At 69.3% G+C, this 22127-nt stretch carries 20 protein-coding genes; 12 read left to right on the top strand and 8 right to left on the bottom strand.

What is annotated here, in order from left to right:
- Positions 1–3 precede the first annotated feature (3 nt).
- Positions 4–1218 carry a flavin monoamine oxidase family protein gene (locus ACFCV3_RS13275; protein WP_376029770.1) on the bottom strand — a complete coding sequence of 405 codons (1215 nt, stop codon included), beginning with the start codon at positions 1216–1218 and terminating at the stop codon, positions 4–6.
- Between the two features lie 33 nt (positions 1219–1251).
- A complete protein-coding gene (locus ACFCV3_RS13270; protein ID WP_376029768.1) occupies positions 1252–4125 on the bottom strand; it encodes a helix-turn-helix transcriptional regulator in 2874 nt (957 codons plus the stop codon).
- 105 nt (positions 4126–4230) lie between these two features.
- Here ACFCV3_RS13270 and ACFCV3_RS13265 point away from each other — a divergent pair, with 105 nt between their 5' ends.
- The 3 genes from ACFCV3_RS13265 (at position 4231) to ACFCV3_RS13255 (ending at position 9005) form a co-directional block, all read left to right on the top strand.
- Complete coding sequence (locus ACFCV3_RS13265; protein ID WP_376029765.1) at positions 4231–5421, top strand: epoxide hydrolase family protein; 1191 nt, start codon at positions 4231–4233, stop codon at positions 5419–5421.
- A 126-nt stretch (positions 5422–5547) separates the two neighbouring features.
- On the top strand, positions 5548–6195 hold the full coding sequence (locus tag ACFCV3_RS13260) for an MBL fold metallo-hydrolase (RefSeq protein WP_376029764.1): 648 nt from the start codon (positions 5548–5550) through the stop codon (positions 6193–6195).
- Positions 6196–6200: 5 nt separating this feature from the next.
- Positions 6201–9005, top strand: a complete 2805-nt coding sequence (locus ACFCV3_RS13255; protein ID WP_376029761.1) for an AAA family ATPase — start codon at positions 6201–6203, stop codon at positions 9003–9005.
- Between the two features lie 54 nt (positions 9006–9059).
- On the opposite strand, the gene ACFCV3_RS13250 is transcribed toward ACFCV3_RS13255, so the two are convergent.
- Both ACFCV3_RS13250 and ACFCV3_RS13245 read right to left on the bottom strand, forming a co-directional pair.
- Positions 9060–9983 carry a hypothetical protein gene (locus ACFCV3_RS13250; RefSeq protein WP_376029758.1) on the bottom strand — a complete coding sequence of 308 codons (924 nt, stop codon included), beginning with the start codon at positions 9981–9983 and terminating at the stop codon, positions 9060–9062.
- A gap of 122 nt (positions 9984–10105) precedes the next feature.
- A complete protein-coding gene (locus tag ACFCV3_RS13245) occupies positions 10106–11173 on the bottom strand; it encodes a fatty acid desaturase family protein (RefSeq protein ID WP_376029756.1) in 1068 nt (355 codons plus the stop codon).
- A gap of 587 nt (positions 11174–11760) precedes the next feature.
- Between ACFCV3_RS13245 and ACFCV3_RS13240 the strand changes: the two genes are divergently transcribed.
- A complete protein-coding gene (locus tag ACFCV3_RS13240; RefSeq protein ID WP_376029753.1) occupies positions 11761–12426 on the top strand; it encodes a TetR/AcrR family transcriptional regulator in 666 nt (221 codons plus the stop codon).
- Here the strand turns inward: ACFCV3_RS13240 and ACFCV3_RS13235 are convergent.
- The 3 genes from ACFCV3_RS13235 to ACFCV3_RS13225 all read right to left on the bottom strand — a co-directional run bounded on the left by ACFCV3_RS13235 (position 12423) and on the right by ACFCV3_RS13225 (position 14818).
- Positions 12423–12917 carry a flavin reductase family protein gene (locus tag ACFCV3_RS13235; RefSeq protein WP_376029750.1) on the bottom strand — a complete coding sequence of 165 codons (495 nt, stop codon included), beginning with the start codon at positions 12915–12917 and terminating at the stop codon, positions 12423–12425. The genes ACFCV3_RS13240 and ACFCV3_RS13235 overlap by 4 nt on opposite strands.
- Before the next feature lies 1 nt (position 12918).
- Complete coding sequence (locus ACFCV3_RS13230; RefSeq protein ID WP_376029747.1) at positions 12919–13695, bottom strand: BTAD domain-containing putative transcriptional regulator; 777 nt, start codon at positions 13693–13695, stop codon at positions 12919–12921.
- A gap of 103 nt (positions 13696–13798) precedes the next feature.
- A complete protein-coding gene (locus tag ACFCV3_RS13225; protein ID WP_376029745.1) occupies positions 13799–14818 on the bottom strand; it encodes an LLM class flavin-dependent oxidoreductase in 1020 nt (339 codons plus the stop codon).
- Between the two features lie 217 nt (positions 14819–15035).
- Between ACFCV3_RS13225 and ACFCV3_RS13220 the strand changes: the two genes are divergently transcribed.
- From ACFCV3_RS13220 to ACFCV3_RS13185, 8 genes are all read left to right on the top strand, one after another.
- Positions 15036–15152, top strand: a complete 117-nt coding sequence (locus ACFCV3_RS13220) for a lasso RiPP family leader peptide-containing protein (RefSeq protein ID WP_376029743.1) — start codon at positions 15036–15038, stop codon at positions 15150–15152.
- A 174-nt stretch (positions 15153–15326) separates the two neighbouring features.
- On the top strand, positions 15327–17168 hold the full coding sequence (locus ACFCV3_RS13215) for an asparagine synthase-related protein (protein WP_376029740.1): 1842 nt from the start codon (positions 15327–15329) through the stop codon (positions 17166–17168).
- Positions 17165–17422 carry a lasso peptide biosynthesis PqqD family chaperone gene (locus ACFCV3_RS13210; protein WP_376029737.1) on the top strand — a complete coding sequence of 86 codons (258 nt, stop codon included), beginning with the start codon at positions 17165–17167 and terminating at the stop codon, positions 17420–17422. Before ACFCV3_RS13215 ends, ACFCV3_RS13210 begins: the two co-directional genes overlap by 4 nt.
- Complete coding sequence (locus ACFCV3_RS13205; protein WP_376029735.1) at positions 17419–17847, top strand: lasso peptide biosynthesis B2 protein; 429 nt, start codon at positions 17419–17421, stop codon at positions 17845–17847. The genes ACFCV3_RS13210 and ACFCV3_RS13205 overlap by 4 nt, the downstream gene beginning before the upstream one ends.
- A complete protein-coding gene (locus ACFCV3_RS13200; protein ID WP_376029732.1) occupies positions 17840–18379 on the top strand; it encodes a MauE/DoxX family redox-associated membrane protein in 540 nt (179 codons plus the stop codon). The genes ACFCV3_RS13205 and ACFCV3_RS13200 overlap by 8 nt, the downstream gene beginning before the upstream one ends.
- A 6-nt stretch (positions 18380–18385) precedes the next feature.
- On the top strand, positions 18386–19306 hold the full coding sequence (locus ACFCV3_RS13195; protein ID WP_376029729.1) for an ATP-binding cassette domain-containing protein: 921 nt from the start codon (positions 18386–18388) through the stop codon (positions 19304–19306).
- A complete protein-coding gene (locus ACFCV3_RS13190) occupies positions 19303–20136 on the top strand; it encodes an ABC transporter permease (protein WP_376029727.1) in 834 nt (277 codons plus the stop codon). Before ACFCV3_RS13195 ends, ACFCV3_RS13190 begins: the two co-directional genes overlap by 4 nt.
- Before the next feature lie 59 nt (positions 20137–20195).
- On the top strand, positions 20196–21221 hold the full coding sequence (locus tag ACFCV3_RS13185) for an enoyl-CoA hydratase/isomerase family protein (protein WP_376029724.1): 1026 nt from the start codon (positions 20196–20198) through the stop codon (positions 21219–21221).
- On the opposite strand, the gene ACFCV3_RS13180 is transcribed toward ACFCV3_RS13185, so the two are convergent.
- Positions 21218–22126 (bottom strand): LysR family transcriptional regulator, encoded by a 909-nt coding sequence (locus ACFCV3_RS13180; RefSeq protein WP_376029721.1) that lies wholly within the window; start codon positions 22124–22126, stop codon positions 21218–21220. The two genes, ACFCV3_RS13185 and ACFCV3_RS13180, sit on opposite strands and share 4 nt — an antisense overlap.
- Position 22127 lies beyond the last annotated feature (1 nt).

The raw sequence follows: 22127 nt of genomic DNA, 5'->3' as shown, positions 1-22127 counted from the left end.
AGTCTATGCCCGCAGTATTTCCTCGGCCGCCCGGGTACCCGATCGCAGCGCCCCGCTGACCGTCCCCGGCGAGGTCGTGTCGGTCGCCTCACCGGCGAAATGGATCGGTCCATGGGGAGCAGCCAGTACGCCGCGCAGCCGGCTGCCACCTGGCGCCGCGGACGAGTAGCCGCCGCGCGACCAGGGATCGGTACCCCAGTCGACCACCTGCGAGTCGACAAGCTCCGCACCTTTCAGATGCGGCCGCAGCACGTCGAGGACCCGAGCGACCGGCCCCGGCGGCAGTCGCAAGGCGTCGGACCGTGGGCCGGTCACGAAGGCAGTCAGCACCGGCTCGGTCGGTCGCGGCGGCCACAGCACTGGTACGTCGTTGTCCGCGAGCAGGTACGACATCGACTTCGGCCACCACACCCGATCGAAATGCAGGATCACCTTCGTCGCGGAGTACATCCGCAACTGCTCGATCGCGTCCTGCTTGGCCGCGGGCAGCCCGGGCGAGAACTCGGTGCCGCCGGCCTTCAGCACCCCGAGCGGAATCGTCACGACAACAGCCCGCGCGGTGTAAGTGCGATCCGCCTCGACGGTCACCCCGCCGGCCGAGTGCCGGATGGCCTTGACCGGATTGTTCAGCTCGACAGCACACCCTTGGGCCAGATGGTCGATCACCTGGTCGAACCCATCGCGCAGCCTTTGCTGCCCGCCGGACTCCTCGGCTCCGCCCATCACGGCAGCCATTTCGTGCACGCTGAAGTCCGACGGCGTCGTACAAGCATCGTTCGCGATCGCATCGGCCATCCGCAGCGTCCGCGCCCCCGGGTTCCGCCGGGCCACGACATCGGCCAGCGACTCGTCCGGCTTCCCCGTCGAGCGCCGTACGGCGAGCATCACCGCCGCCAACTTAGGTGCCGAAGGCAACGTCCACGGCAGTAGCCCGCGCAGCCGCCCACCATCCAGCACGCGCCCGCGCCGCATCGTCATCCCCGGCGTCTGCCGAGCCCCGATCTCCTTGGCCAGTTGACCAAGCGGGCTCCCCGCACCTTGCAACAACTCCGCCCCACGCTCCACCGGAAACCGCGTGAACTCCCGATCGGTATGCACCCTGCCACCGATCCGCCACCGCGCCTCCAGCACCAGCACCCCAAGCCCCGCCGCCCCCAACCGCCGCGCCGCAGCCAGCCCCGCCGCCCCGGCGCCCACCACAATCACATCGGCATCCACAACAATCTCCTCCCCGCCGACTACCAGTGTGCGTCAATCGGGCGTGAGCAGGCCTCGGGAGTGTGCGACCGCGGTGGCTTCGGTGCGGGTGGTGGCGTTCAGCTTGGTGAGGATGCGGCCGACGTGGACGCCGACGGTCGCGGGGGAGATGTACAGCTCCGCGGCGATCTGACGGTTCGGTAGGCCGCGGGCGAGGAGCCGCAGTACGTCGTACTCGCGTGGAGTCAGTCCGGTGTTGTCCTCGGGGGTGGTGGTTGGGGGTTCGAGGCGGGCTCGTTGGCCGAGGACGGCGATGCGGTCGAGGGCGACTGTGCCGCCGTACACGGTGGCCAGGTCGCGGGCCTCTTCCAGGCGGCGGCGGGCGCCGGCACGGTTGCTGGTGGCAAGGGCTGTTTCGGCGGCGCTGATCAGGCATTCGGCCGTCCAGGGCAGGTGGCCGAGCTGACGCCAGCGGTCCGCGGCCTTGTCCCAGTCGGCGATCTGGGCCGGGCCGAGGGCGGCCTCGGTGGTCTGCCGGGTCGCCTCGGACAGCCTGGAGCTGTGCGGATTCAGGCGCAGGAGCCCGGCGACGGTCGCGCGGATCGAGGCCACGTCCGCGGCGATCTCGCGGTTGCGGGGTGCGGCGGCGAGCCGGGCCCGCTGCAGGCGCGCGATCGTCATCAGGCCGCCGTCGTCGGGCTGCAGTCCGGCGAAGTGATCGCGGCAGTGCTGCAGGTACAGGCCGACCTCCCGGTTGGCCGCCTCCGGCTCCTGCCGGGCCATCGCCAGCTCGCACCACAGCGAGGTGACGTAGCCGAGGATGTAGTTGCGGTACGTCGCCGCCCCGGCGAACACCTCGTCCGCGGTGATCAGGACCTCAGCGGCCTGCTCGAAGTTGCCACGGTGGATGCTGATCTCGGCCAGCTCCGCCCGGAGGAACATCCGGTACAGCGGCTCCGGTTCGCCGGCCAGGGCCTGCTCGATCGTCTCGACGGCCTCGTCCCACCGGCCCAGTGCGAAGTACGCCATGACCAGATTGGCTCGCAGCAGCGGACCGCGCCAGTGGTGCATGCCGACGAGCTCGGCCTGTCGCAGTGCCGACGGCACCCGGCGTGCGAGCTCCTCGTAGCGTGCGCCGACCCCGAGCGCGGCACATTCCCACAGGACGCTGGCCACCAGCACGTAGTCGTCGCCGATCGTGGTCGCGAGCTCCTGCGCCTGCAGCTGAGCGAGCACGGCGGCGTCGGGGTCACCGCTCATGCACAAGGCGTCCCCCAGCGCCGCGAAGGCCCGGCAGCGCAGCCGGTCGTCGTCCAGGGTCTCCGCGAGCTCGGCGACGACGGCGGCATGGCGGTGGGCCGACGGTCCGCGCCGGGCGGTGGCCTCGTCGATCGAGAGCAGGTAGTGCACCACCCCGAGGGCGTAGCTCGGCCGGTCCGTCGGCAGGAGCTCCAGTGCGTGGTCGAGGTCGGCCCGGCCGGTGAGGTCACGGCGGCTCTTGAACTGCGCCCGGATCAGCAGGATCTCGGCAGCCCGGCCGGGTTCGCGCTCGGGGTCGACCAGCTCCCAGGCGGCCATGGTGTGCTGCAGGCCCTGGTTGGCGGCTCCGGCCGGGATGGCGGCGGTCATGGCCCGCTCGAGCAACGTCAATCGGTCCGGGTCGTCGGCGGGACGAAGGCTGAGAGCGCGTTCCAGGTGCCGCAACTCTTCGGTGTAGGCGAAGCTCGCGCGGGCCTCGTCGGCGGCGATCAGTGAGGCCTGGTACGCCTCCTCGGTGTGGCCGGCGAGATACCAGTGCTCGGCCAGCTCGGCGGCCGGGAGACCTTGGGCAGCCAGCGCGGGAAACTCGGAGAGCGCCTTGGCCGCGCGACCGTGCAGGCGACGGCGTTCGGCCGGGAGGAGTCCGGTGTAGACGGCCTCGCGGATGAGCGCGTGGCGGAACTGGTAGCCGGTCGCGGTGGTCTGCAGCTGGTCTCGTTCGACCAGTTCGCGCAGGGCGAGATCGAGTTCGTCGTCCGTCCGGCCGACCAGCAAGGTGAGTAGCTCGTGGCCCACGGTCGCTCCGGCGATCGAGGCGACCGCGAGCACGGGACGAGCACTCTCCGACAGCCGGGCGACGCGTTCTTGCAGGAGCGTCCGCAACTGCGCTGTCCCGCTCCGCGCGCTCCCAGGTGCGTCGTGGGCCAAGGCCTCGACGAACAACGGGTTCCCACCGGAACGGCGATGGATGGCCGCCGCGCGAGCCGGGTCGTACCGGCCGTCGAGGGCGGTCAGTTGCTCACCGACATCGCGCTGCCGCAATGGGCCGAGCTCCAGTGTCGTCACGTCCGCCCGGCGGCCGAGCTCGGCGACGAGCTGCCGGATCGGATGCCCAGCCGGCAGCTCGCCCGTACGGACAGTGCCGACAAGGAGGACGGGGAGCCGGCCGAGGTTCCTGGCGAGGTAGCCGAAGAGTTCACGGCTGGCACCGTCGGCCCAGTGCAGATCCTCGACGACGAGTAGCAGCGGGCGTTTGGTGGCCGCACGCTCCACCAGTGCGAGCAACTCCTGCAGGAGAGTCAGTCGGCTGTTCTGTGCATCCTGCTGGGAGAGCAGCGTGCGTAGCGGCGAGCCTGATGCGGAACCGCCTTCGGCCTGGACGAGCTGCTGGACGACGGGCAGGAAACCGATGTACGGGAGGTGTTCGGCACCGAGCTCCGGGCAGGCACCGGTGACGGTCAGCCAGTCCGCGCCGAGGGTGGCGGCGAACTCGGTGACGAGGCGCGACTTGCCGATCCCGGCCTCACCGGCGATCAGGATCCGGGCCGAACCGCCTGCCTCGACCAGGTCGGCAGCGGTACGCAACTCCGCGAGCTCGGTCCGGCGACCGACGTACAAGGGGCTGACCACCGGTTGTCGTGCGGGGGCGAACAGATCGTCACCGGACATGGAAATACCGCGTTCCACGGATTCGCCGGAACCGGTCTGCCAGCACGCTGTGATCGTAGACCGGCAGGGGGCGAGAGAGGACCGGTTGAGACGACCTCTGAGGAGATGACAGTGAACACTCCGAACAGCACGCCGCGGGATACTGCGGACGACGCGATCCGGCCGTTGCGGATCGAAGTTCCCCAGTCACAGCTGGATGATCTGGCCGATCGGCTGCAGCGGGTTCGCTGGGCCAACGAGCTTCCGCGCGACCAGGTCACCGACGGCATCCAGCGCGGTCCGGTCGTGCCGGGCTGGGAGTACGGCGTACCGCTGGAGTACGTGAAGCGGCTCGTCGAGACGTGGCGGGACAGCTACGACTGGCGGAAGTGGGAGGCGCGGCTGAACGAGTACCCGAACTACACCACCGAGATCGACGGGCAGAACATCCACTTCCTGCACGTCACCTCGCCCGAACCCGATGCCACACCGCTGATTCTCACGCACGGCTGGCCGAACAGCGTGGTCGAGTTCCTCGACGTGATCGGGCCGCTGACCGACCCGCGGGCCCACGGTGGGGACCCCGCCGACGCATTCCACGTCGTGGTGCCGTCGCTGCCGGGCTTCGGCTTCTCGGGACCGACGTACGAGAAGGGGTGGAACCGGCACCGGACGGCGCGCGCCTGGGCGGAGCTGATGCGGCGGCTGGGCTACGAGAAGTTCGGTGCCCATGGCAACGATGTTGGCTCGTTCGTGTCACCGGAGCTGGGCCGGATCGCGCCGGATCAGGTGATCGGCGTACACGTCACCCAGCTGTTCTCGTTCCCGTCCGGTGACCCGGCCGAGTTCGAGGGGCTGAGCGAGAAGGACATCGAGTACCTCGGGTTCCTGCAGAAGTTCAACGAGGAGATGTCGGCGTACGCGAAGCTGCAGGAGACCGCGCCGCAGAACCTCGCGCACGCTCTGGCCGACTCGCCGAGTGGTCAGCTGGCCTGGATCGCGCAGCTGCTCGCTGCCTGCGACGACGAGCACGTGCTGACGAACGCCACGATCTACTGGCTGACCAACACGGCCGCGTCCTCGGCGCGGTTCTACTACGAGGACCACCACGCCGAGCACCCGACCGAGGCGACCAAGGCACCGACCGGGCTGGCCAGCTTCGCCAACGACTTCACCCCGCTGCGCCGGTTCGCCGACCGCGACCACGCGAACATCGTGGCGTGGAACGAGTACGACCGCGGCGGCCACTGGGCCACCCAGGATGCCCCCGACCTGCTCGTCGAGGACATCCGGAAGTTCTTCCGGACCTTCCAGTAGGGGACGGAACCCAGGACTCGCCGAGTCCGTCAGATCGTGCGCTGGACGGTCTTTTGCAGAAGGCCGTCCAGCGTTACACCACGCCGGTGGTCGGCGGTAGGGCCGCGGGATGACTAAGATCCGTCTGTGCGGCAGCTTGCAGTGGGGGTCGGTCAGTTGTTGGGCCGGCCGCCGCATTTCATGAATGCGTACCTCGTCGACGACGTGCTGGTCGATGCCGGGACCCCGGCCGCGGCCGGGCGGATCCTGCGGCAGCTCCGCGGGCGCGACGTGGCCGCGCATGTGGTGACCCATGCGCACCCGGATCATTTCGGGTCCAGTCATGCCGTCTGCGAGGAGCTCGGTATCCCGCTGTGGGCGGGGGCCGATGACGCCGAGGCGATCGAGACGGCCACGCCGGTGCCGGCTGCCGGTTGGTTGCCCGGGTTGCTGGCTCGCGGCAAGATGCCGCCGCCGCATCCGGTCAGTCGGCGGCTGGTCGAGGGCGACCAGGTGGGCAGCTTCACCGTGCTGGACGTGCCGGGCCACTCGCCCGGCCACATCGCGTTGTGGCGGGAGTCGGATCGGACGCTGCTGTGTGGTGACGTGTTCTTCCGGCTGCCCAAGGTCTCCGCGCCGTGGAACTTCCTGACCTTCGATGTGCGACGCAACCATCAGGCGATGCGCCGGCTCGCGGCGCTGCGGCCCGAGCTGGTGCTGTTCGGTCACGGCAAGCCGCTGAGGGACCCGGATCTGCTGAGCCGGGTGGCCGACGCGCTGCCGGGTTCTGAGTGAGCGGCGTGCTCGAGCGCCCGGACGAGCTCGGCCGGATCGCTGCTGCGCTGGATGCGGCCGGCCGGGGCGAGGGCAAGGTCGTCGTGATCGAAGGCGAGGCCGGGATCGGCAAGTCGCGGCTGGTCGCCGAGGCGCGGGCGATGGCCAAGGCGCGCGGCTTCGTCCGGATGCAGGCCACCGGCGACGAGGTCGAGAGCGCGATGGCCTGGGGTGTCGTCCGGCAGCTGATCGAGCGGTCGATCGCCCGGTACGCCGGGGAGACGCGGGCCGCGATCATCGCCGGACCGACCGGTCGTGCGATCGAGGCCCTCGACAAGGCGACCCCGGACGCCGGGGACGCCGAGGTGGCGCGGACGCTGCACGCACTCTGGTGGGTGGCGGTCGACCTGGCCTCGCCGCGGCCGTTGCTGATCAGCATCGACGACGCCCAATGGTCCGATCCGCCGTCGCTGCGCTTCCTGTCCTATCTGTCCAAGCGCGTCGGTGACCTGCCGATCGCGCTGGTCGTCGCGACCCGCCCGCCGCCGGATCGGCTGGGCCCGCTGGCCGAGCTGACCGTCGCTCGGCACGTCGAGCGGTTGCTGCCGCGACCGCTGAGTCGCGACGGCATCGCCGTACTGATTGCGGATCGCTGCCGCAATGAAGCGGCCGACCAGGTCGTGGATGCGGTCCTGGCAGCGAGTGGCGGGAACCCGTTCCTGGCCGAGTCGCTGCTGGACGAGCTGGCGGTGCTGGACCGGTCGACGAAGGATGCGGCGACTGCGGAGACGGTTCGCGGGCTGGGTGCGAGTGCAGTCAGCCGGACGTTGTTGTCGAGGTTGTCGCCGGCGGCGCTCACGCTGGCCAAGACGGTGGCCGTGCTCGGTGCCCGCACGGATATCTGGGCAGCTGGTTCAGTCGCTCAGCTACCCGAGTCCGCGCTCGCGGCAACGGTGGACGAGTTGGTCGCGGCCCACGTGATCAGCGTGGACGAGGCGCAGCTGAGTTTCGTGCATCCGGTGATCCGCGAGTCGGTGGCGTCGACGTTGGGCCCGGTCGACCAGGCCACTCTGCACGGACGAGCCGCCGAGACGCTCTGGGCCGCTCGGTCGTCGGCGGATCGGATCGCTGCGCACTTGGTGCAGGCACCGGCCGGCACCCTCGATTCCGCGGTCGCGATCTTCACCGAGGCCGCCACGCTGTGCGCGACCGCGGGTGATGTCGAGAAGGCGATCGACTACCTGAACCGTGCGATCGAGGTCGAGCCGGAGAGCGCGAAACTCCAGTCCCTGCTGGGGAAACTCCTGCTTCGCAACGGCGATCCGCGGACGGCCCGGCGCTATCTTCTGGCGGCCGCCGAGGCGAGCAGCGGCCGGGAGCGCGCCGAGCTGCTCGGTACGGCGGCCACCGCGACCTCGGCGGTTGACGGGCCGGTGGCGGCGGCGACCGAGCTGATGCACGCACTCGACGACTGGACCGAGGACAAGGCCGCGCGGTTGGCGCTGGACGCGCGGCTCGGGATCGTCCGGTCGTACCTGCCGTCGGAGCGCAAGCGTGCCTCGCAGCACCTGCGCGGGTTCGCCGATCTGCCCGGTGACACGCCTGATGAGCGGATCCTGCTTGCCCTGCTCGCCCAATGCGGTCGCTACGAGGTGGCTCCGTCGGCCGACGTACGGCGTACTGCGGAGCGCGCGTTGCGTCGTGGCGCGCTGCTCAAGGACTCGGTCGGCCAGGCGGACCCGCTGGTCGGATGGTTGCTCGCGATGATGTCGCTGATCGCGGCCGACGGGGTCGGACCGGCGCGGGACGAGATCGCCGGTGCGCAGGACTGGGTACGGCGGCACGGTTCGCCGATCGAGTTCGCGATGGTCGCGAACGTCGCGGACTTCCTGGCCTGGCGATGCGGTGACCTGCCGGCGGTCGAGGCCGACGCGGACGGCGTACTGGCTGCGATCGAGTCGGAGGACCTGACTCCGCAGGTGGTGGCGATCCGGGCGACCGCGGTGACCTTCGGGTTGTACGCGGCGCTGGAGCGCGGTGATCTGGCCGGAGCGCAGGCAATGCTGGCTGAGTGGGACGAGTCCACCCGGAACGCCCCGCGAGTGATCGCGGCGATGTGGCTGGAGGGGACCCGGGCCAGGATCGCGTTGGAGCTGGACGATCCATTGGCTGCGCTGGAGCATGCTCACCGGTTGCGGGACGAGATGGTGGCCGCGGATCTGGATCCGCCGGCGGTCCCGTGGCGAACTCCCGCGGCACTGGCGCAGCTGCGGTTGGGTGACGAGGCTGCGGCACGTGAATTGGCGAGCGACCAGCTGGACTTGAGTCGCCGCTGGGGTGCGGCCTCCGACCTGGGAGCAGCGCTCCGGCTGACGGCCAAGGTCGATGTAGGGCAGGGGGCTCGCCGGGTCGAGACGCTGACCGAGGCGGTCGCCGTACTGGAGCGTTCGCCGGCTCGGCTGGAGCTCGCGCGGGCGTTGGTCGATCTCGGTGAGGCGTACCGCGTTGTCGGACGCCGGACCGATGCTCGGGAGACGCTGAACCGAGGTGGCGAGCTGGCGGCCACGTGCGGCGCGGCCGTCCTGCGGAACCGGGTCGCGGAAGTCCTGCAGGCACTGGGGGATCGGCCGCGGTCGCTGGTCGCGCCGGGCCAGGACTCGCTGACCGCGAGCGAACGCCGAGTAGCCGGGCTCGCTGTCACCGGCCGCAGCAACCGCGACATCGCCCAGGAACTCTTCGTCTCACCCAAAACCGTCGAGAACCACCTCGGCCGCATCTACGTGAAACTAGGCATCACCGGCCGCCGCGAACTCGGCCGCGCCCTGGCATGACAGAACGAGCGGCCCCCTCCCTCCAGGGGCCGCTCGGTTCTGCTGTTGTCAGGTTCAGCCGACGGGCGGGGCGGTCTCGAACCAGTTGAAGGCCTCGACGTACTGCAGGGTCGTGCCGGTGTAGTTCTCGCCGAACAGCCGCCAGTAGGTGCGCTGCTTGATCGTCTCGACGCCGGTCTCCTCGTCCACCGACTTGGTCCGGATCGCGACCCGGTACAGGGTGACCTTCTCGTCGCGGATCTGCGACTGGGTGTCCTTGTAGCCGGGGGTCTTGTGGTCGTCGGAGCGGGCCGGGTCGTGCAGGGTCAGCTCGACCTTGCCGGAGCCCACGTCACCCTTGGCCGCGACCACGGTGACCGCGTGACCGCCGGTCCGGGTGTGGGTGTTGTCCTCGTTCAGGACGTACCGGCCGTACCACATCTGCAGCGGTGCCTGCCGCAGCCGCTTCGCCATCTCCAGCCCGAACTCGGGCAGGCCGTCGGAGCCGGTGCCGCCCCGGTTGACCGTCCAGCCGCTCGCCTTGGCACCGGCGGTCGCGGCGTCGAAGGCGGCCCGGTTGCCGGCCGCACTGGAACCACTCGGGTCCGAGCCCATACCGGCCTTGTAGCCGAGCCACCCGATCCAGGTGGTCGCCTCGTCGTAGTCGGCCGGGTCGTGCGGGTCGTACTCGGTCATCAGCTGACCGTTCGGCACCACCCGCATCGGCAGGCCCTTGTGCTCACCGAGGTAGTACATCGCGTTGTAGAGCGAGGTCGGTCCGCAGTGGACGCTGCCCTCTTTGGTGAGGTGGGTGCGGAACTGGTCCGCGTCGGTCACGTCGCACAGGTTGACGGCGAACTGCGTTCCCGTGACGTCCTTCTGCTCGGTGCACGGTACCTGCAGCGGCAGCCCCTCCGCTGCGGCCGTCCCGGCCGGCAGAACCGTCCCGGCGAACACTGCGGCGACCCCGGCCAGTACGGCGATCCCTTGACGCTTCATCTCGTTTTACCCCCAGGTTGCGTGGTTTTCGGTGGTTGACCTTCTGCCACCAATCTCCCGCCTGAGGCACCCCCCAGGCATGAGGGTCGATCCCTCATCTCTGCCCCTGGGGGGTGTGGGGGTTACGAGGCTGTAGCGGGGGAGCGCAACTGCCGGCCGACCTCGTGCATGTGGCGGAGGCCCTGGGCGTAGGACTCGATGATGCTGGTCGACATGTACGGGACGCCGACGCGCTCGCAGTAGGCGCGGACGGCGGCCTGGGCGCGGCGGAGGTTGGCGCGCGGCATGTTCGGGAAAAGGTGGTGCTCGATCTGGTAGTTCAGGCCGCCCATCAGCCAGTCCGTGATCACGTGGCCGTTGACGTTGCGCGAGGTCCGGACCTGCTTCTCCAGGTGTCCCCACTTGGAATCGCAGTCGGGCATCTCCATGCCCTTGTGGTTCGGGGCGAAGACGCTGCCGAGGTGCAGACCGAACAGCACGTGGTGCAGGACGGCGAAGACGAGCGCCTTCTGCGGCGACATGATCAGCAGCAGACCACCGAAGTACACGGTCAGGTGCGCGACGATCAGGCCGAGCTCGACGACCGACTCGCGGCGCGGGCGGTGCGTGAGCAGGTAGGTGATCCCGGAGACCTTCAGGCTGAAGCCTTCGAGGCTGAGCAGCGGGAAGAAGATGCGCGCCTGGTTGCGGCTCAGCCAGCCGTACAGGCCCTGGCGGCCCTCGGCCTGCGCTAGCGTCCAGACCAGGACGCCGGCGGCGACGTCGGGGTCCTTGTCGGTGTGGTTCGGGTTGGCGTGGTGCTTGTTGTGCTTGTCGTTCCACCAGCCGTAGCTCATGCCGAGCAGGAAGTTCGCGTGCAGCTGACCGATCGCGTCGTGCAGCCGGCGGGAGCTGCCGATCTGCTGGTGGCCGGCGTCGTGGCCGAAGAACGCGGCGCGGGTGCTGAAGATCCCGGCCGGAATGGTCAGCAGCAGCACGAGCCAGGAGTTCCCCAGCAGGATCAGCCCGGCGACCACCGCGCCGAGGCAGAGCAGGTTGACCACGATGCCGAGCACGTACTCACCGGTGCGCCGCTCGAGCAGCCCGGCGGCCTTGATCTCCCGCAGCAGCGGAGCGAAGTCGCTGCCCTTCGAAGGGGCGCAGTCCTGCTGATTTTGGGTAGGCGTGAGCGTCGTGCCGGCGGAAGGCATGGATTCCTCGAATCATGATGGCTGCGGAGCCAAGTGGGCAGAAATCTGCTCAGTCCGCGCAGACACATCCGCCGCGATCTTCTGCTGCGGCCGGTCACGACAACGAGAACCTTGAAGAGGTCGTTCTGGTACCCACCCTACGGCACCCGCGAAACCGCCACGCCGGACTCAGAGGCCGAGTAGCTAGGCAGCGTTGTGGTCTAGCACGTTGTTGCCGTCGGCGCCGAGTGCCTCGGGGACATAGGCAACGGCCCGGCGGAACAGATCGCCAGTCTCATAAGGGAAATCGGTACCGAGGACAAGTCGATCGGAACCGAAGCTCTCGGCCGCGGCACGGACGGCCGGACGGTGGCTGTGGCCGACCGTGTCGTAGGCAGCGCACCGCCGAGATGCGACGTGATGTAGAGCACCGCGCCCCGTCGATCGAGCTCCTCCCACAACGGCCTCAGAGATGCGTCGGCCAGCGGAGTGCCGCGAAGGCCGCGAACCGATCCGGATACCGGCGTACGACGGTCCAGGTCATAGCATCAAACTATACCGTTCAGTAAGATCTTACGACACGGTTTAGTTTGATGTAGGGTGAGCGGATGGAAACGGACGAGTTCGGCATACCGCTCCTGGCTGCTGTCACCGGTGCCTCGGAGCGCAAGCGGGTGGCGATCACGCAGGCGGCGATCAAGGAGTTCGTGCGGCACGGGTACTCCGGTGCTTCGGTCGAGTCGATCGCTGCGACCTCAGGCGTATCGAAGCCCACGGTCTACAGCCACTTCGGCAACAAGGAGCAGCTCTTCCTGGCCGTGATCGGCAGCTACCTGCGGGACAGCTACACCGACTTCGACGAGCTGGCCGACCGGATCGTCGAGGCCACCGACCTCCGCGCCGCGCTGATCGACTTCGCCGGATCGCTGGGCGAGATCCTGCTGCGGGACGACCTGGTCACGTTGCGCCGACTGGTGATCGGTGAGGTCGATCGGTTCCCGCAGCTCGGTGAGCTGTGGGCGCAGATCAGCCAGGCGAAGAACGACGAGCCGCTGATGCGCGCGCTCACAACACTGCGCGAGCAGGGCAGGCTCGACGTACCGAATCCGCTGCGAGCTGTCCGCCAGCTGATTGCGCTGACGGTCGGCTCCGCCCAGCTGATCCGCACCCTGCGCCCGAGCTACGAGTTTGCCGAGGGGGAGCTGGAAGACCTCGTCACTTCAGGTGTCGAGGCCTTCCTCAAGTACTACAGCCTCGCCGCCTACGCGGACTAGAGGTACTGGCCGGCGTAGAAGATCAGCGGATCGTCGTCGGCTGCGTCGGGTGTCACGGCTGCTTCGAGGACTGCGCCGAACAGGACGAGGTGATCGCCGCGGACCAGGGTCTCGTCGACCCGGCAGTCGACGTGCCCGAGGCTGCCTTCGATGACCGGCGCACCCGTGCGGCCGGGACGTGTGGTCAGTCCGGCGAAGCGGTCCTGCCCGGGGCGTGCGAACGTCTCGCTCAACCGGCGCTGGTCGCGGCGCAGGAAGTTGACCACGAAGGACTCGGCCCGGGTGATGGCCTGCCCGCTGCGTGAGCAGGCGTCCAGGCAGACAAGGACGATGGCGGGTTCGAGCGAGACGCTGGTGAAGGAGTTCGCGGTCAGCCCCACCGGGCCGCTGTCGCCGGCCGCCGTCACGATCGTGACGCCGGTGGCGAAGCGGCCGAGTACCAACCGCAGCGGATGTTTCCGCACGGGTTTCGGCATCGTCGACCAGGACACGTCAGGCCACCTGCACTGCCGTGTTCCGCAGGATGCGGGCATGCAGTGTCCGCAGCTCCTCGCACGGATCGACTCCGACTTCCTGACGCAACCGCCGGTCGATCTCGCAGTACGCCTCGAGTGCCTCGGTCTGCCGGTCCGATCGGTACAGACACGTCATCAGCTGCAGCCAGAACCGTTCGCGAAACGTGTGCCGCCCGACCAGTCCGCGAAGCTCGGACACCAGTTCGCGATGCCGGCCGAGGGAGATCTCCAGCTCGCAGCGGCGCTCGCGGGCCAGCAGCAGTTCTTCCTCGAGGCCGGGAATGATGTCGGACTCGAGCGCCGGGCCGCGGACGTCGCACAGGATCTGTCCGTGCACCAGATCGAGCGCCTGGCGGAGGCGCTCGGATTCCTCGAGTGGGCACCCGGTCGGCTGCTGCTGGGCGAGCCGGCGGAAACGGACCAGGTCGACCTGTGCCGGGTCGATGGCGAGCTCGTACCCGCCGGACTCACTGCGGATGACTTGACCGAGCCCTGGCCGGCCACGGTCGAGTGCGTACCGAACGCGGGTGATGCGAGTTTGCAGGGCGGACTTCGGCCGCTGTGGCAGGTCGTCGCCCCAGAGCCGGTCGATCACCTCCTCGGTGGAGACGAGCTCGCCGACCCGGACGACCAGGATGGCCAGCAGGACACCGTTCTTGCCGGCGGGCACCTTCAGCTTCTGCTGTCCCACCCTGAGCTGTAGCGGACCGAGGACCCGACAGTCCAGGTCTTTGGCTATCTGCGCACGTGACACCAATTCACTCTCCCCAGAGTTCAGGCGGCCGCAGCCGCCAGAGTGCTTCCCTCAGCAAATGGCTACGGCTGGCCAGGCGACCTCCTGGCAGAGCTGCGACGAGTCACGCCTTTACCGGTGCGGAGACCGCCTCGTCGAGCAACCGGTACGACGCTGTCCGGGCTGCGTGGTCCTGAATCAGCGTGAGCGCGAGGATCTCCTGGCACCCAGTGGTGGCGATGAGTTCGGCGACCTGGTCGCGGACCGTGGCGAGGTCACCGATCAGATGGGTCCGCAGATGCTGGGTGACGGCCAGCTTCTCGCGTGGATCGAACCGGTACGACGCGGCTTCGGCAGGCGGCAGATTCGGGCCGTTCCGGCGGCCACGCAGCAACTCCGCGACCACCACCCGCGTCGGCCCGGCGAGATGCTCGGCCTCGGCCTGGGTGTCGGCGACGATCGCGGATGCGGACAACGCGGCCCACGGTTCTGCCGACCAGGCAGTCGGGCGGAACGACTCCCGGTAGGCCGCGATCGACTCCACCACGCCGACCGGCCGGACGTGGTAGGCGTACGCGAACGGTACGCCGAGCCGTCCCGCCAGCTCGCCACTCGCGGGGCTCGCGCCCAGCACCCAGAGACTCGGCCGGGAACCTGACGCCGGCACCGCCTGGATCGTCGCGCCGCTGATGTCGCCCATCACCTCGCCGCCCGCACCGCGCAACAGCAGGTCGGACAGCTCCTCGACGAGTGGCTCGAACTCCGCGCCCGGCCGGCGATGCAGCGCGGCCGCGGTGGTGGGGTCGGTGCCGGGTGCTCGGCCGACCCCGAGATCGATGCGGCCGGGATGCAGCGACTCCAGGGTGCCGAACTGTTCGGCGACGACGAGTGGTGCATGGTTCGGCAGCATCACGCCGCCGGAGCCGACCCGGATCCGCGAGGTCCGGGCGGCGATGGCCGCGATCAGGACCGGTGGTGCACAGCTCGCGATGAACGGCGCGTTGTGGTGCTCGGCCACCCAGTACCGATGCAGGCCGAGCGAGTCGGCCTCGACCGCCAGCCGCACCGAGTCGTGCAGTGCGTCGGCGGGGCGCTGGCCCTGCCAGATGGGAGCCGTATCCAGCACTGACAACTGCACCGACATCGGTTTCTCCTCACTCTCGATGACTCGCGATCACCGTCCCACTACAACACGCGAACGGGCCGGACAAAAGCGCAGTGCGGGTCGGTGAAAGCGATGTGAAAGCGGGCCGGGGGATTTGTGAACGGATTCCGAAGCAACCGGTCGCTAAGTTGGTTTTCGAAGTCGCTGATTGGCAATTCTGTCAATTGGTCTAATCGCGAACCGCGTACTGGAGGCAATGATGCTTGCTTACGAGCCGCCCATGCTGACCGAGGTCGGCAGCTTCGCCGAGGTGACCCTGGGCCGTCCGACCTGGGGCTTCGAATCCGACTGGACCTGCGTCATGCTGTGCTGATTTCACCCAGCTCCGCAGGTCGCGGAACCTAGGCACAGCAGGGGTGCCGGTGCCGATTTCTTTCGGGGCCGGCACCCCTGTCCGGCAATTTGTCACCGGGGTCGCCCGGCATTTGCTGACGGCACAGCATTTGCTTCGCGATTGGTCCGGTTAGACCTCTTTCGGGGAGCGGCGATGACTTTCCTGATCTTTCCCGACCATGCGACCGGGTCGCGGCTGGCCGAGTCTGTAGGCCATTCGCCCGGCGCCCAGGTTCTGTCCCATCCGGTGAGCGGACGCCCGTGGCTGATCGGGCAGCTTCCTGCCAAGGCACTCACCGTCCACCGCGGCCGCGATCGGTGCCTGGTCACCGTCGGCGTCACCGCGGCACCCGCCGACGCCCAGGCCGAACTGGACCGGCTGTCCGCACCGGCCGCGGCCGACGCCCTCGCGCGCCGCTTCCCCGGTGATCGGCACGTCCTGCTCTCGATGGACGGGCTGGTGCGAGCGCAGGGCACACTCTCGTCGACCCGCCAGTTGTTCGTCGTCCGGTACGACGGCGTCGACATCGCGGCCGACGACCCCGAACCGCTGATCCAGCTGACCGGTGCGAGCCTGGACGAGGATGCGATCCCGACCCGGTTGCTCGCGCCGTGGACCCCGTGGCCGTTCACCGACCAGGTGATGTGGCGCGGTATCGAGACCGTACCGATGGGCGAGCGCCTGGACTGGGATCGCTCCGGCCGATCGCGCCGTACCCGCTGGTGGTCGCCGCCCGAACCCGAGCTTCCGCTCGAGCAGGCTGCGACGGCAACCCGGGCAGCGCTCGCCGAGGCGATCCAGGTGCGCGCCGCGCACACGGACCTCAGCGCGGACCTGTCCGGTGGACTCGACTCCACGTCACTGAGTTTCCTCGCCGGCCGGCATCAGCGCGGCATGATCCTGACGAGCTGGGAAGCCGCCAACCCGGCGGACGAGGATCAGTTCTGGGCCGCACGGGCTGCCCAGCAGCTGTCCGGTATGCATCAGGTGATGAGCCTGCAGGACGCGCCGGCCTGGTTCTCCGATCTCGACGGTCACGGGGAGCTGGAAGGCCCGTTCGCCTGGATCCGCACCCGCGGCAAGTTGCGCTACCAGGCCGAGCTCCTCGCGTCCCGCGGATCCAAGCTGCACCTGACCGGTCATGGCGGCGACGAGCTCTACACCGCGACGCAGCTTTTCCTTCCTGCGTTGATGGACCGGCCGCTGCGCGCGCTGCCGTACGTCAAGGCCTATCGAGCCGTGCACCGCTGGCCGTGGCGCGAGACCGTCACCGAGCTGAACCGGTCCGAGTCGTTCGCCAACGGGCTGCGCCGTACCGCGACTCTCCTCGACAAGCCGATCGAGCAGTACCTGCGCAAGCCGGAGTTCGGGTGGGGGATCGGCTACCGGATGCCGATCTGGTCCACCGCGGACGGACTCGAGGCCGCGCGCCGCCAGCTGCACCGGACGGCCGACGAAGATCCGCAGCCGATGTCGCCGCATCGTTGGGTGCACGCTCTCCTGCAGGACGTGCGGCTGTGTGGCGACACGATCCGGCGAGTGTCGCGGTGGACCGAGCGCAGTGGGGTGGCGTGGCACGCGCCGATGATCGACGACGCTGTCGTCGAGGCCGCCTGTTCGGTCACTGCGTGGGACGTCGCGATGCCGGACCGGTACAAACCGTTGCTGGCCGAGGCGATGCGCGGCGCGGTCCCTGACGAGTTCCGCCTCCGCCGGACGAAGTCGGAGTACAGCGCCGATGTGTACGCCGGAGTCCGCCGGATGCGCCCGCAGTTGCTGGAACTGTGCGAGGACCTGGAACTGGCCCGGCGTGGACTGGTCGACGCGGACCGATTGCGCGATCTCGTGATCCGGCCGCCGCAGTCGTCGTTCGCGTTCATCCCGTTGATCAGCACGCTCGCCGTCGAGTCCTGGCTGCGAACCGTCGACAGCGGCTCGGCCCCGAAGTCGGCGCCGAATCAAGAACAACTGACCCGCCAAGGAGGTCTGGGATGAGGTACACGCTGGCACCCGGGATGAGTTGGACCGACACCGACGACGGGATGGTGCTGCTGAACGAGAGGTCCGGCAGCTACCTGACGCTGAATCGCACCGGCGCGACGGTCCTGCACGGGATTCTCGACGGCAAGAGCCCCGACGAACTGATCGCCACCCTGCAGGCGTCGTACCCGGACGCCTCCGAGCGGATCGCCGCCGACGTCGGCCAGTTGATGACGTCGTTCGAGCAGGCGGGGGTGTTGCGGCCATGACGATGCCGGTGACGTTGGAGCACGGTCTCCCGGTCGGTCGCTGCGACCGGCTGCTCGGCCGGATCTGTGTCGTGGCGGCGTTCGGACTCATCAAGCTTCGGCCGGCCACGCTGCGCCGGGTGATGTCGACGGTCCGGATCGGCGCGCGACCCGCAACGGAGACCGATGCGTACGCCGCTCGTTCGGCCGTGGTCGCGGTGAGCGTGACCTGTGCTGGTCAGGGCTGCCTGCCGCGATCGGTCGCGACTGCGTTGCGCTGCCGGATGTCCGGCACCTGGCCGCACTGGTGCACCGGCGCGCTGACCGAGCCGTTCCGCGCCCATGCGTGGGTCGAGGTCGACGGGCAGCCGGTCGGTGAGCTCGCCGACGTGCAGCACTTCCGCAAGCTGATCGAGGTACCCCCGCGGGGAGGGCATCATGACTGAGTTCGTTGCGGTCGCAGCCCGTGCCTTTCTGGCACTGGTCTTCATCACTGCCTTCGTCGGGAAAACCCTTACGCACAACGGGTTCCGTGGCTTTGCTCAGTCGGTGCAAGGGTTGGCTCGGCTGGAGTCCGCGCGGTCTGCCGCGATCCTCGCCGGGATCGTCGTCGGCGGTGAAGGGCTGGCGGCCGCGCTGCTGGTCTCGCCGATCGCACCCCGGCTCGGGTTCGTGATCGGTGGGCTGATGCTGTTGCTCTTCACGGGGGTGGTGACCCGCTCGGTCCGGGCCGGCATCTTCGCCGAGTGCCGGTGCTTCGGTGGCCGGGGCGCGATCATGAGTACGGCGATGGTCGGCCGCAACCTGGTCTTCCTCGCGATCGCGGTGGCCGGCGCCGTCGTACCGGTCGCCCCTGTCGTTGGCAACCTGCCGCTGGCACTGCCCGCGGTCGCTGCCGGACTGCTGCTGGCGTTCCTCATCATCCGCTACTACGACGACTTCGTCCGGCTGCTGCTGCGCCGGCACGCGACGGCGTGAGCGGCCGTGATCGAGGTTGAGCAACTGAGCAAACGGTACGGCGACACGCTCGCGCTCTCGTCGGTCGATCTGTCGGTCGCGGCGGGTCAGGTGCTCGGGCTCATCGGTCACAACGGCGCCGGTAAGACGACGCTGGTCGAGATCCTCTCGACGTTGGTCCGGCCCTCGGCGGGTACGGCGCGGGTCGCGGGCGCCGACGTGGTCGGGTCGCCCAGTCGCGTCCGGCGTTCGATCGGGTTGACCGGGCAGTTCGCCACCGTCGACGACACCCTGTCCGGAACGGGGAACCTGGTCCTGCTCGCCCGGCTCAGCGGGACCGGGCGGCGGGCGGCCCGGGTGCGGGCCGCTGAGCTCCTTGAGCAGTTCGGCCTCACACAGGCAGCGGATCGGCGGGTCCGCACGTACTCCGGTGGTATGCGGCGTCGGCTCGACCTCGCGGCGAGCCTCGTCACCGCCCCCGCCGTGCTGTTCCTCGACGAGCCGACCACCGGACTCGACCCGACCAGCCGCCGTGCCGTCTGGGATCAGGTCGCCAAACTCGCGGAGCAGGGGACCACGATCCTGCTCACCACGCAGTACCTGGAGGAGGCCGACCAGCTCTCCGACCGGATCGTCGTACTGGCTGGTGGACGAGTGGTCGCGGGCGGTACGCCGGCGGATCTGAAACAGCAAGTAGGCCGGCGCGCGATCGTGGTCCGGCTGCCACCTGACGCTCCGGTCGTGCGGGTCATCGAGCATCTCGCCGGCCGTGGGCTGGATGTTGCCCAGCGCAACGAATCTGCCGAGCTGACCGTGGTCGACGCGTCCTCGGCGACGATCGTCCAGGTCGTCCGAGCGCTCGATGATCTGGGGATCGAAGCAGAGCGTCTCGAAGTCGCCGAGCCGAGTCTCGACGACGTCTTCGCAACGCTGGGGGAGGCCCGATGACCGTCATCACCGCACCTCGCGCGCAGCCGGTCGCCCGGACGCCGGTGCGCACGGCGCCGGCCAGTATCGCGACGCAGATCATCGCCTTGTCCGGCCGGTCCCTGCGCGGCGTGGTCTTCGAGCCGCGCACGCTGATCGTGACGCTGCTCGGCCCGATCCTTCTCGTCAGTGTGCTCAGTCAGTTGCTCGGCAGCCTGTCCACGGCGATCAGCTTCCCGGCCGGCACCCGGTACGTCGACTTCGTCGTACCGGCGATCATGATCACCACCGCACTGCAGTCGGCGCTGGGCCTGATCATCAGCCTGCTCCAGGACATGCGCAACGGCCTGATCAACCGGCTCCGGACGATGGCGATCTGGCCGGGTTCGGTGCTCGTCGCGCACAGCGTGGCCGGCTTGGTTCGAATGGTCCTGCAGCTGACCGTGCTGTCCGTGTTCGCCGCTGTGGTGCTCGGCTTCGATCCGCCGGGCGGCATCCTCGGTACGGCGGCCGCCGTCGTCGTCTCGACCGCGGTCAGCACCGGCCTCGGCTGGATCTTCATCGCCCTGGCCTGCCAGCTCCGCCATACCGAGCTCGTGCAGGCCATCTCCGGCACGGTCACCTTCCCGCTCATCGTCGCCTCGAACGCCTTCGTCCCCGAGGCCGGCCTCCCTACCTGGCTGCGCCACGTCGCAGCCTTCAACCCGGTGTCGCACAGCATCACGGCCGCCCGTGAACTGGTCCTCGGGCACGCACCCGTCGGCCAGCTCCTCGCCGCCCTCGCCGGTGCCGCCGTCATCACGATCATCGGCGCCACCGTGGCGACCCGGGGCCTCAGCCGGCCCGGTTGAGACGGGCGTCTGTGATCCACGCCCTAGGGGTTTAGTAGGACGTCCAGCTAATTTGCCGTATGCCCGAAGACTCCCCAGTCCTTGCTCATGTGGACGGTCAGGCCGGACATCTGGTGCTGAACCGGCCGCGGGCCATCAACGCGCTCACGCACGAGATGGTGACGATCATCCGGCGGATGCTTGAGGAGTGGGCCGCGGATCCCGCCGTACAGACCGTAGTGCTGACCGGGAGTGGTGACCGCGGTCTGTGTGCGGGGGGCGACATCGTCTCGATCTACCACGACGGGATCGCCGGTGGTACGGCGTCGGCGGCATTCTGGGCGGACGAATACCGGCTCGATGCGGAGATCGCGGAGTACCCGAAGCCGTTCGTCGCGGTGATGGACGGGATCGTGCTCGGCGGCGGGATCGGGCTGTCGGCGCACGCGAGTTTCCGGGTCGTCACCGAACGGTCGAAGGTCGGCATGCCGGAGACCGGGATCGGCTTCTTCCCCGATGTCGGCGGGACCTACCTGCTGTCGAGGGCGCCGGGGGAGTTGGGCACCCACCTGGCTCTGACGGCAGGGTTAGTGGGCGCTGGCGATGCGATCGCGGTCGGTCTGGCGGACTGGTATGTGCCGAGTGATCGGCTGCCGGATCTCCTTACTGCACTGGCCTCCCAGGACGCGGCGGCAGCGGTGGCCTCGGTTGCCGATCCGGTGCCGGAGTCCGCGCTGGTCGGTGACCGGGAGTGGATCGACCTGGCCTACGAGGGCGACGACCTGGTGAAGATCTACAGCCGGCTGGCGGATTCCGACGTACCGGCTGCTCGGGAGGCCGCGGCGGTGTTGCTGACGAAGTCGCCGACTTCCTTGAAGGTGACGCTGCGCGCGCTGCGGGCCGCGGCCGATCTGCCGTCGCTGCCGGCTGCCCTGGAGCAGGAGTACCGGTTGTCGGTGCGGTTCCACGGGTCGCACGACTTCATCGAAGGGGTGCGGGCGCAGGTGATCGACAAGGACCGCACTCCGCGGTGGTCGCCTGCGACGTTCGACGGTGTCTCCGATGAAGCCGTCACCGCCTACTTCGCCGGTCTCGGCGACGACTAGCCATGTGCGCCGGCGGCGGCGCGGATGGCGGCGGAGAGTCGGGCGACCGGTTCGGGGAGCGGCCGTGGGAGACGCGCCAGCAGGATGCGGCGTCGTTCTTCCGGGCCGCCTTGGACGGCGATGATCCGTACGCCGGGCGGTAGCGCGAAGGTCAATGCGGTCGGGGCGGTGGTGATTCCGAGGCCGGCGGCGACCAGGTGGAGTTTGGCCAGCCAGTCGCGAGCGGTGTGCACGATCTGCGGGCGCTCGTCGAGCCCCGGCCAGACACCCATGTACTGCTCCCCGCCCGGACCTGCGATCCAGCGCTGACCACGGAGATCCTCGATGTCGACGGCGTCGGCGTGGGCGAGCGGATGGGTGCTGGGGACTGCGATCCGGAGGCTGCGTTCGGAGAGGGTGTGCACCTCCAGCGCCGGCGACTCGGCGTCGGGTGCGCGGAACGGGGGTGTCGAGGCCAGGAGGGCGAGGTCGATGGTTCCCGCGCGTAGTGCGCGGACGAGGGCCGGAGTGCTGCCTTCACGGGTGATGACCGTGATGCCTGGATGCGTCTCGCGGAGTGCCGCCAGCGCGCGGGGTACCAGCCAGATGCCCGCCGTCGCGAACCAGCCGAGCCGGACCGTACCGAGTTCTTCGGGGATCCCGGCCAGCTCGCGCGCCGCCGCATCGACCTGATCGATCGCGGCGGCAGCACGCCGTACGACGATCCGCCCGGCCGGCGTGAGGCGGACGCCGTCGTGGCGGCGCTCCAGCAGCGCCGTGCCTGCTGCGCGTTCCAGGGAAGCGATCTGGCGGGAGACGGCCGACTGGGTGTAGCCGAGCGCGGTGGCCGCGGCGGTGAGCGTGCCGCGCTCGGCCACCTCGCGGAACACCCGCAGGGCGGTCAGGGAAGCGTCGGTGAAGGTCATG

Source organism: Kribbella sp. NPDC056345 (assembly GCF_042262745.1).
Classification (GTDB): Bacteria; Actinomycetota; Actinomycetes; order Propionibacteriales; family Kribbellaceae; genus Kribbella.
The sequence above is the reverse complement of the archived record's forward strand: the minus strand, read 5'-3'. Positions and strand labels throughout refer to the sequence as shown.

Excerpts from the sequence above, each read along its gene's own strand:
- ACFCV3_RS13225 (WP_376029745.1), bottom strand. The coding sequence starts at position 14,818 with ATGTCGGTGCAGTTGTCAGTGCTGGATACGGCTCCCATCTGGCAGGGC.
- ACFCV3_RS13200 (WP_376029732.1), top strand. The coding sequence starts at position 17,840 with ATGACTGAGTTCGTTGCGGTCGCAGCCCGTGCCTTTCTGGCACTGGTC.
- ACFCV3_RS13215 (WP_376029740.1), top strand. The coding sequence starts at position 15,327 with ATGACTTTCCTGATCTTTCCCGACCATGCGACCGGGTCGCGGCTGGCC.
- ACFCV3_RS13270 (WP_376029768.1), bottom strand. The coding sequence starts at position 4,125 with ATGTCCGGTGACGATCTGTTCGCCCCCGCACGACAACCGGTGGTCAGC.
- ACFCV3_RS13265 (WP_376029765.1), top strand. The coding sequence starts at position 4,231 with ATGACAGTGAACACTCCGAACAGCACGCCGCGGGATACTGCGGACGAC.
- ACFCV3_RS13190 (WP_376029727.1), top strand. The coding sequence starts at position 19,303 with ATGACCGTCATCACCGCACCTCGCGCGCAGCCGGTCGCCCGGACGCCG.
- ACFCV3_RS13205 (WP_376029735.1), top strand. The coding sequence starts at position 17,419 with ATGACGATGCCGGTGACGTTGGAGCACGGTCTCCCGGTCGGTCGCTGC.
- ACFCV3_RS13210 (WP_376029737.1), top strand. The coding sequence starts at position 17,165 with ATGAGGTACACGCTGGCACCCGGGATGAGTTGGACCGACACCGACGAC.
- ACFCV3_RS13180 (WP_376029721.1), bottom strand. The coding sequence starts at position 22,126 with ATGACCTTCACCGACGCTTCCCTGACCGCCCTGCGGGTGTTCCGCGAG.
- ACFCV3_RS13240 (WP_376029753.1), top strand. The coding sequence starts at position 11,761 with ATGGAAACGGACGAGTTCGGCATACCGCTCCTGGCTGCTGTCACCGGT.
- ACFCV3_RS13220 (WP_376029743.1), top strand. The coding sequence starts at position 15,036 with ATGATGCTTGCTTACGAGCCGCCCATGCTGACCGAGGTCGGCAGCTTC.
- ACFCV3_RS13185 (WP_376029724.1), top strand. The coding sequence starts at position 20,196 with ATGCCCGAAGACTCCCCAGTCCTTGCTCATGTGGACGGTCAGGCCGGA.
- ACFCV3_RS13245 (WP_376029756.1), bottom strand. The coding sequence starts at position 11,173 with ATGCCTTCCGCCGGCACGACGCTCACGCCTACCCAAAATCAGCAGGAC.
- ACFCV3_RS13250 (WP_376029758.1), bottom strand. The coding sequence starts at position 9,983 with ATGAAGCGTCAAGGGATCGCCGTACTGGCCGGGGTCGCCGCAGTGTTC.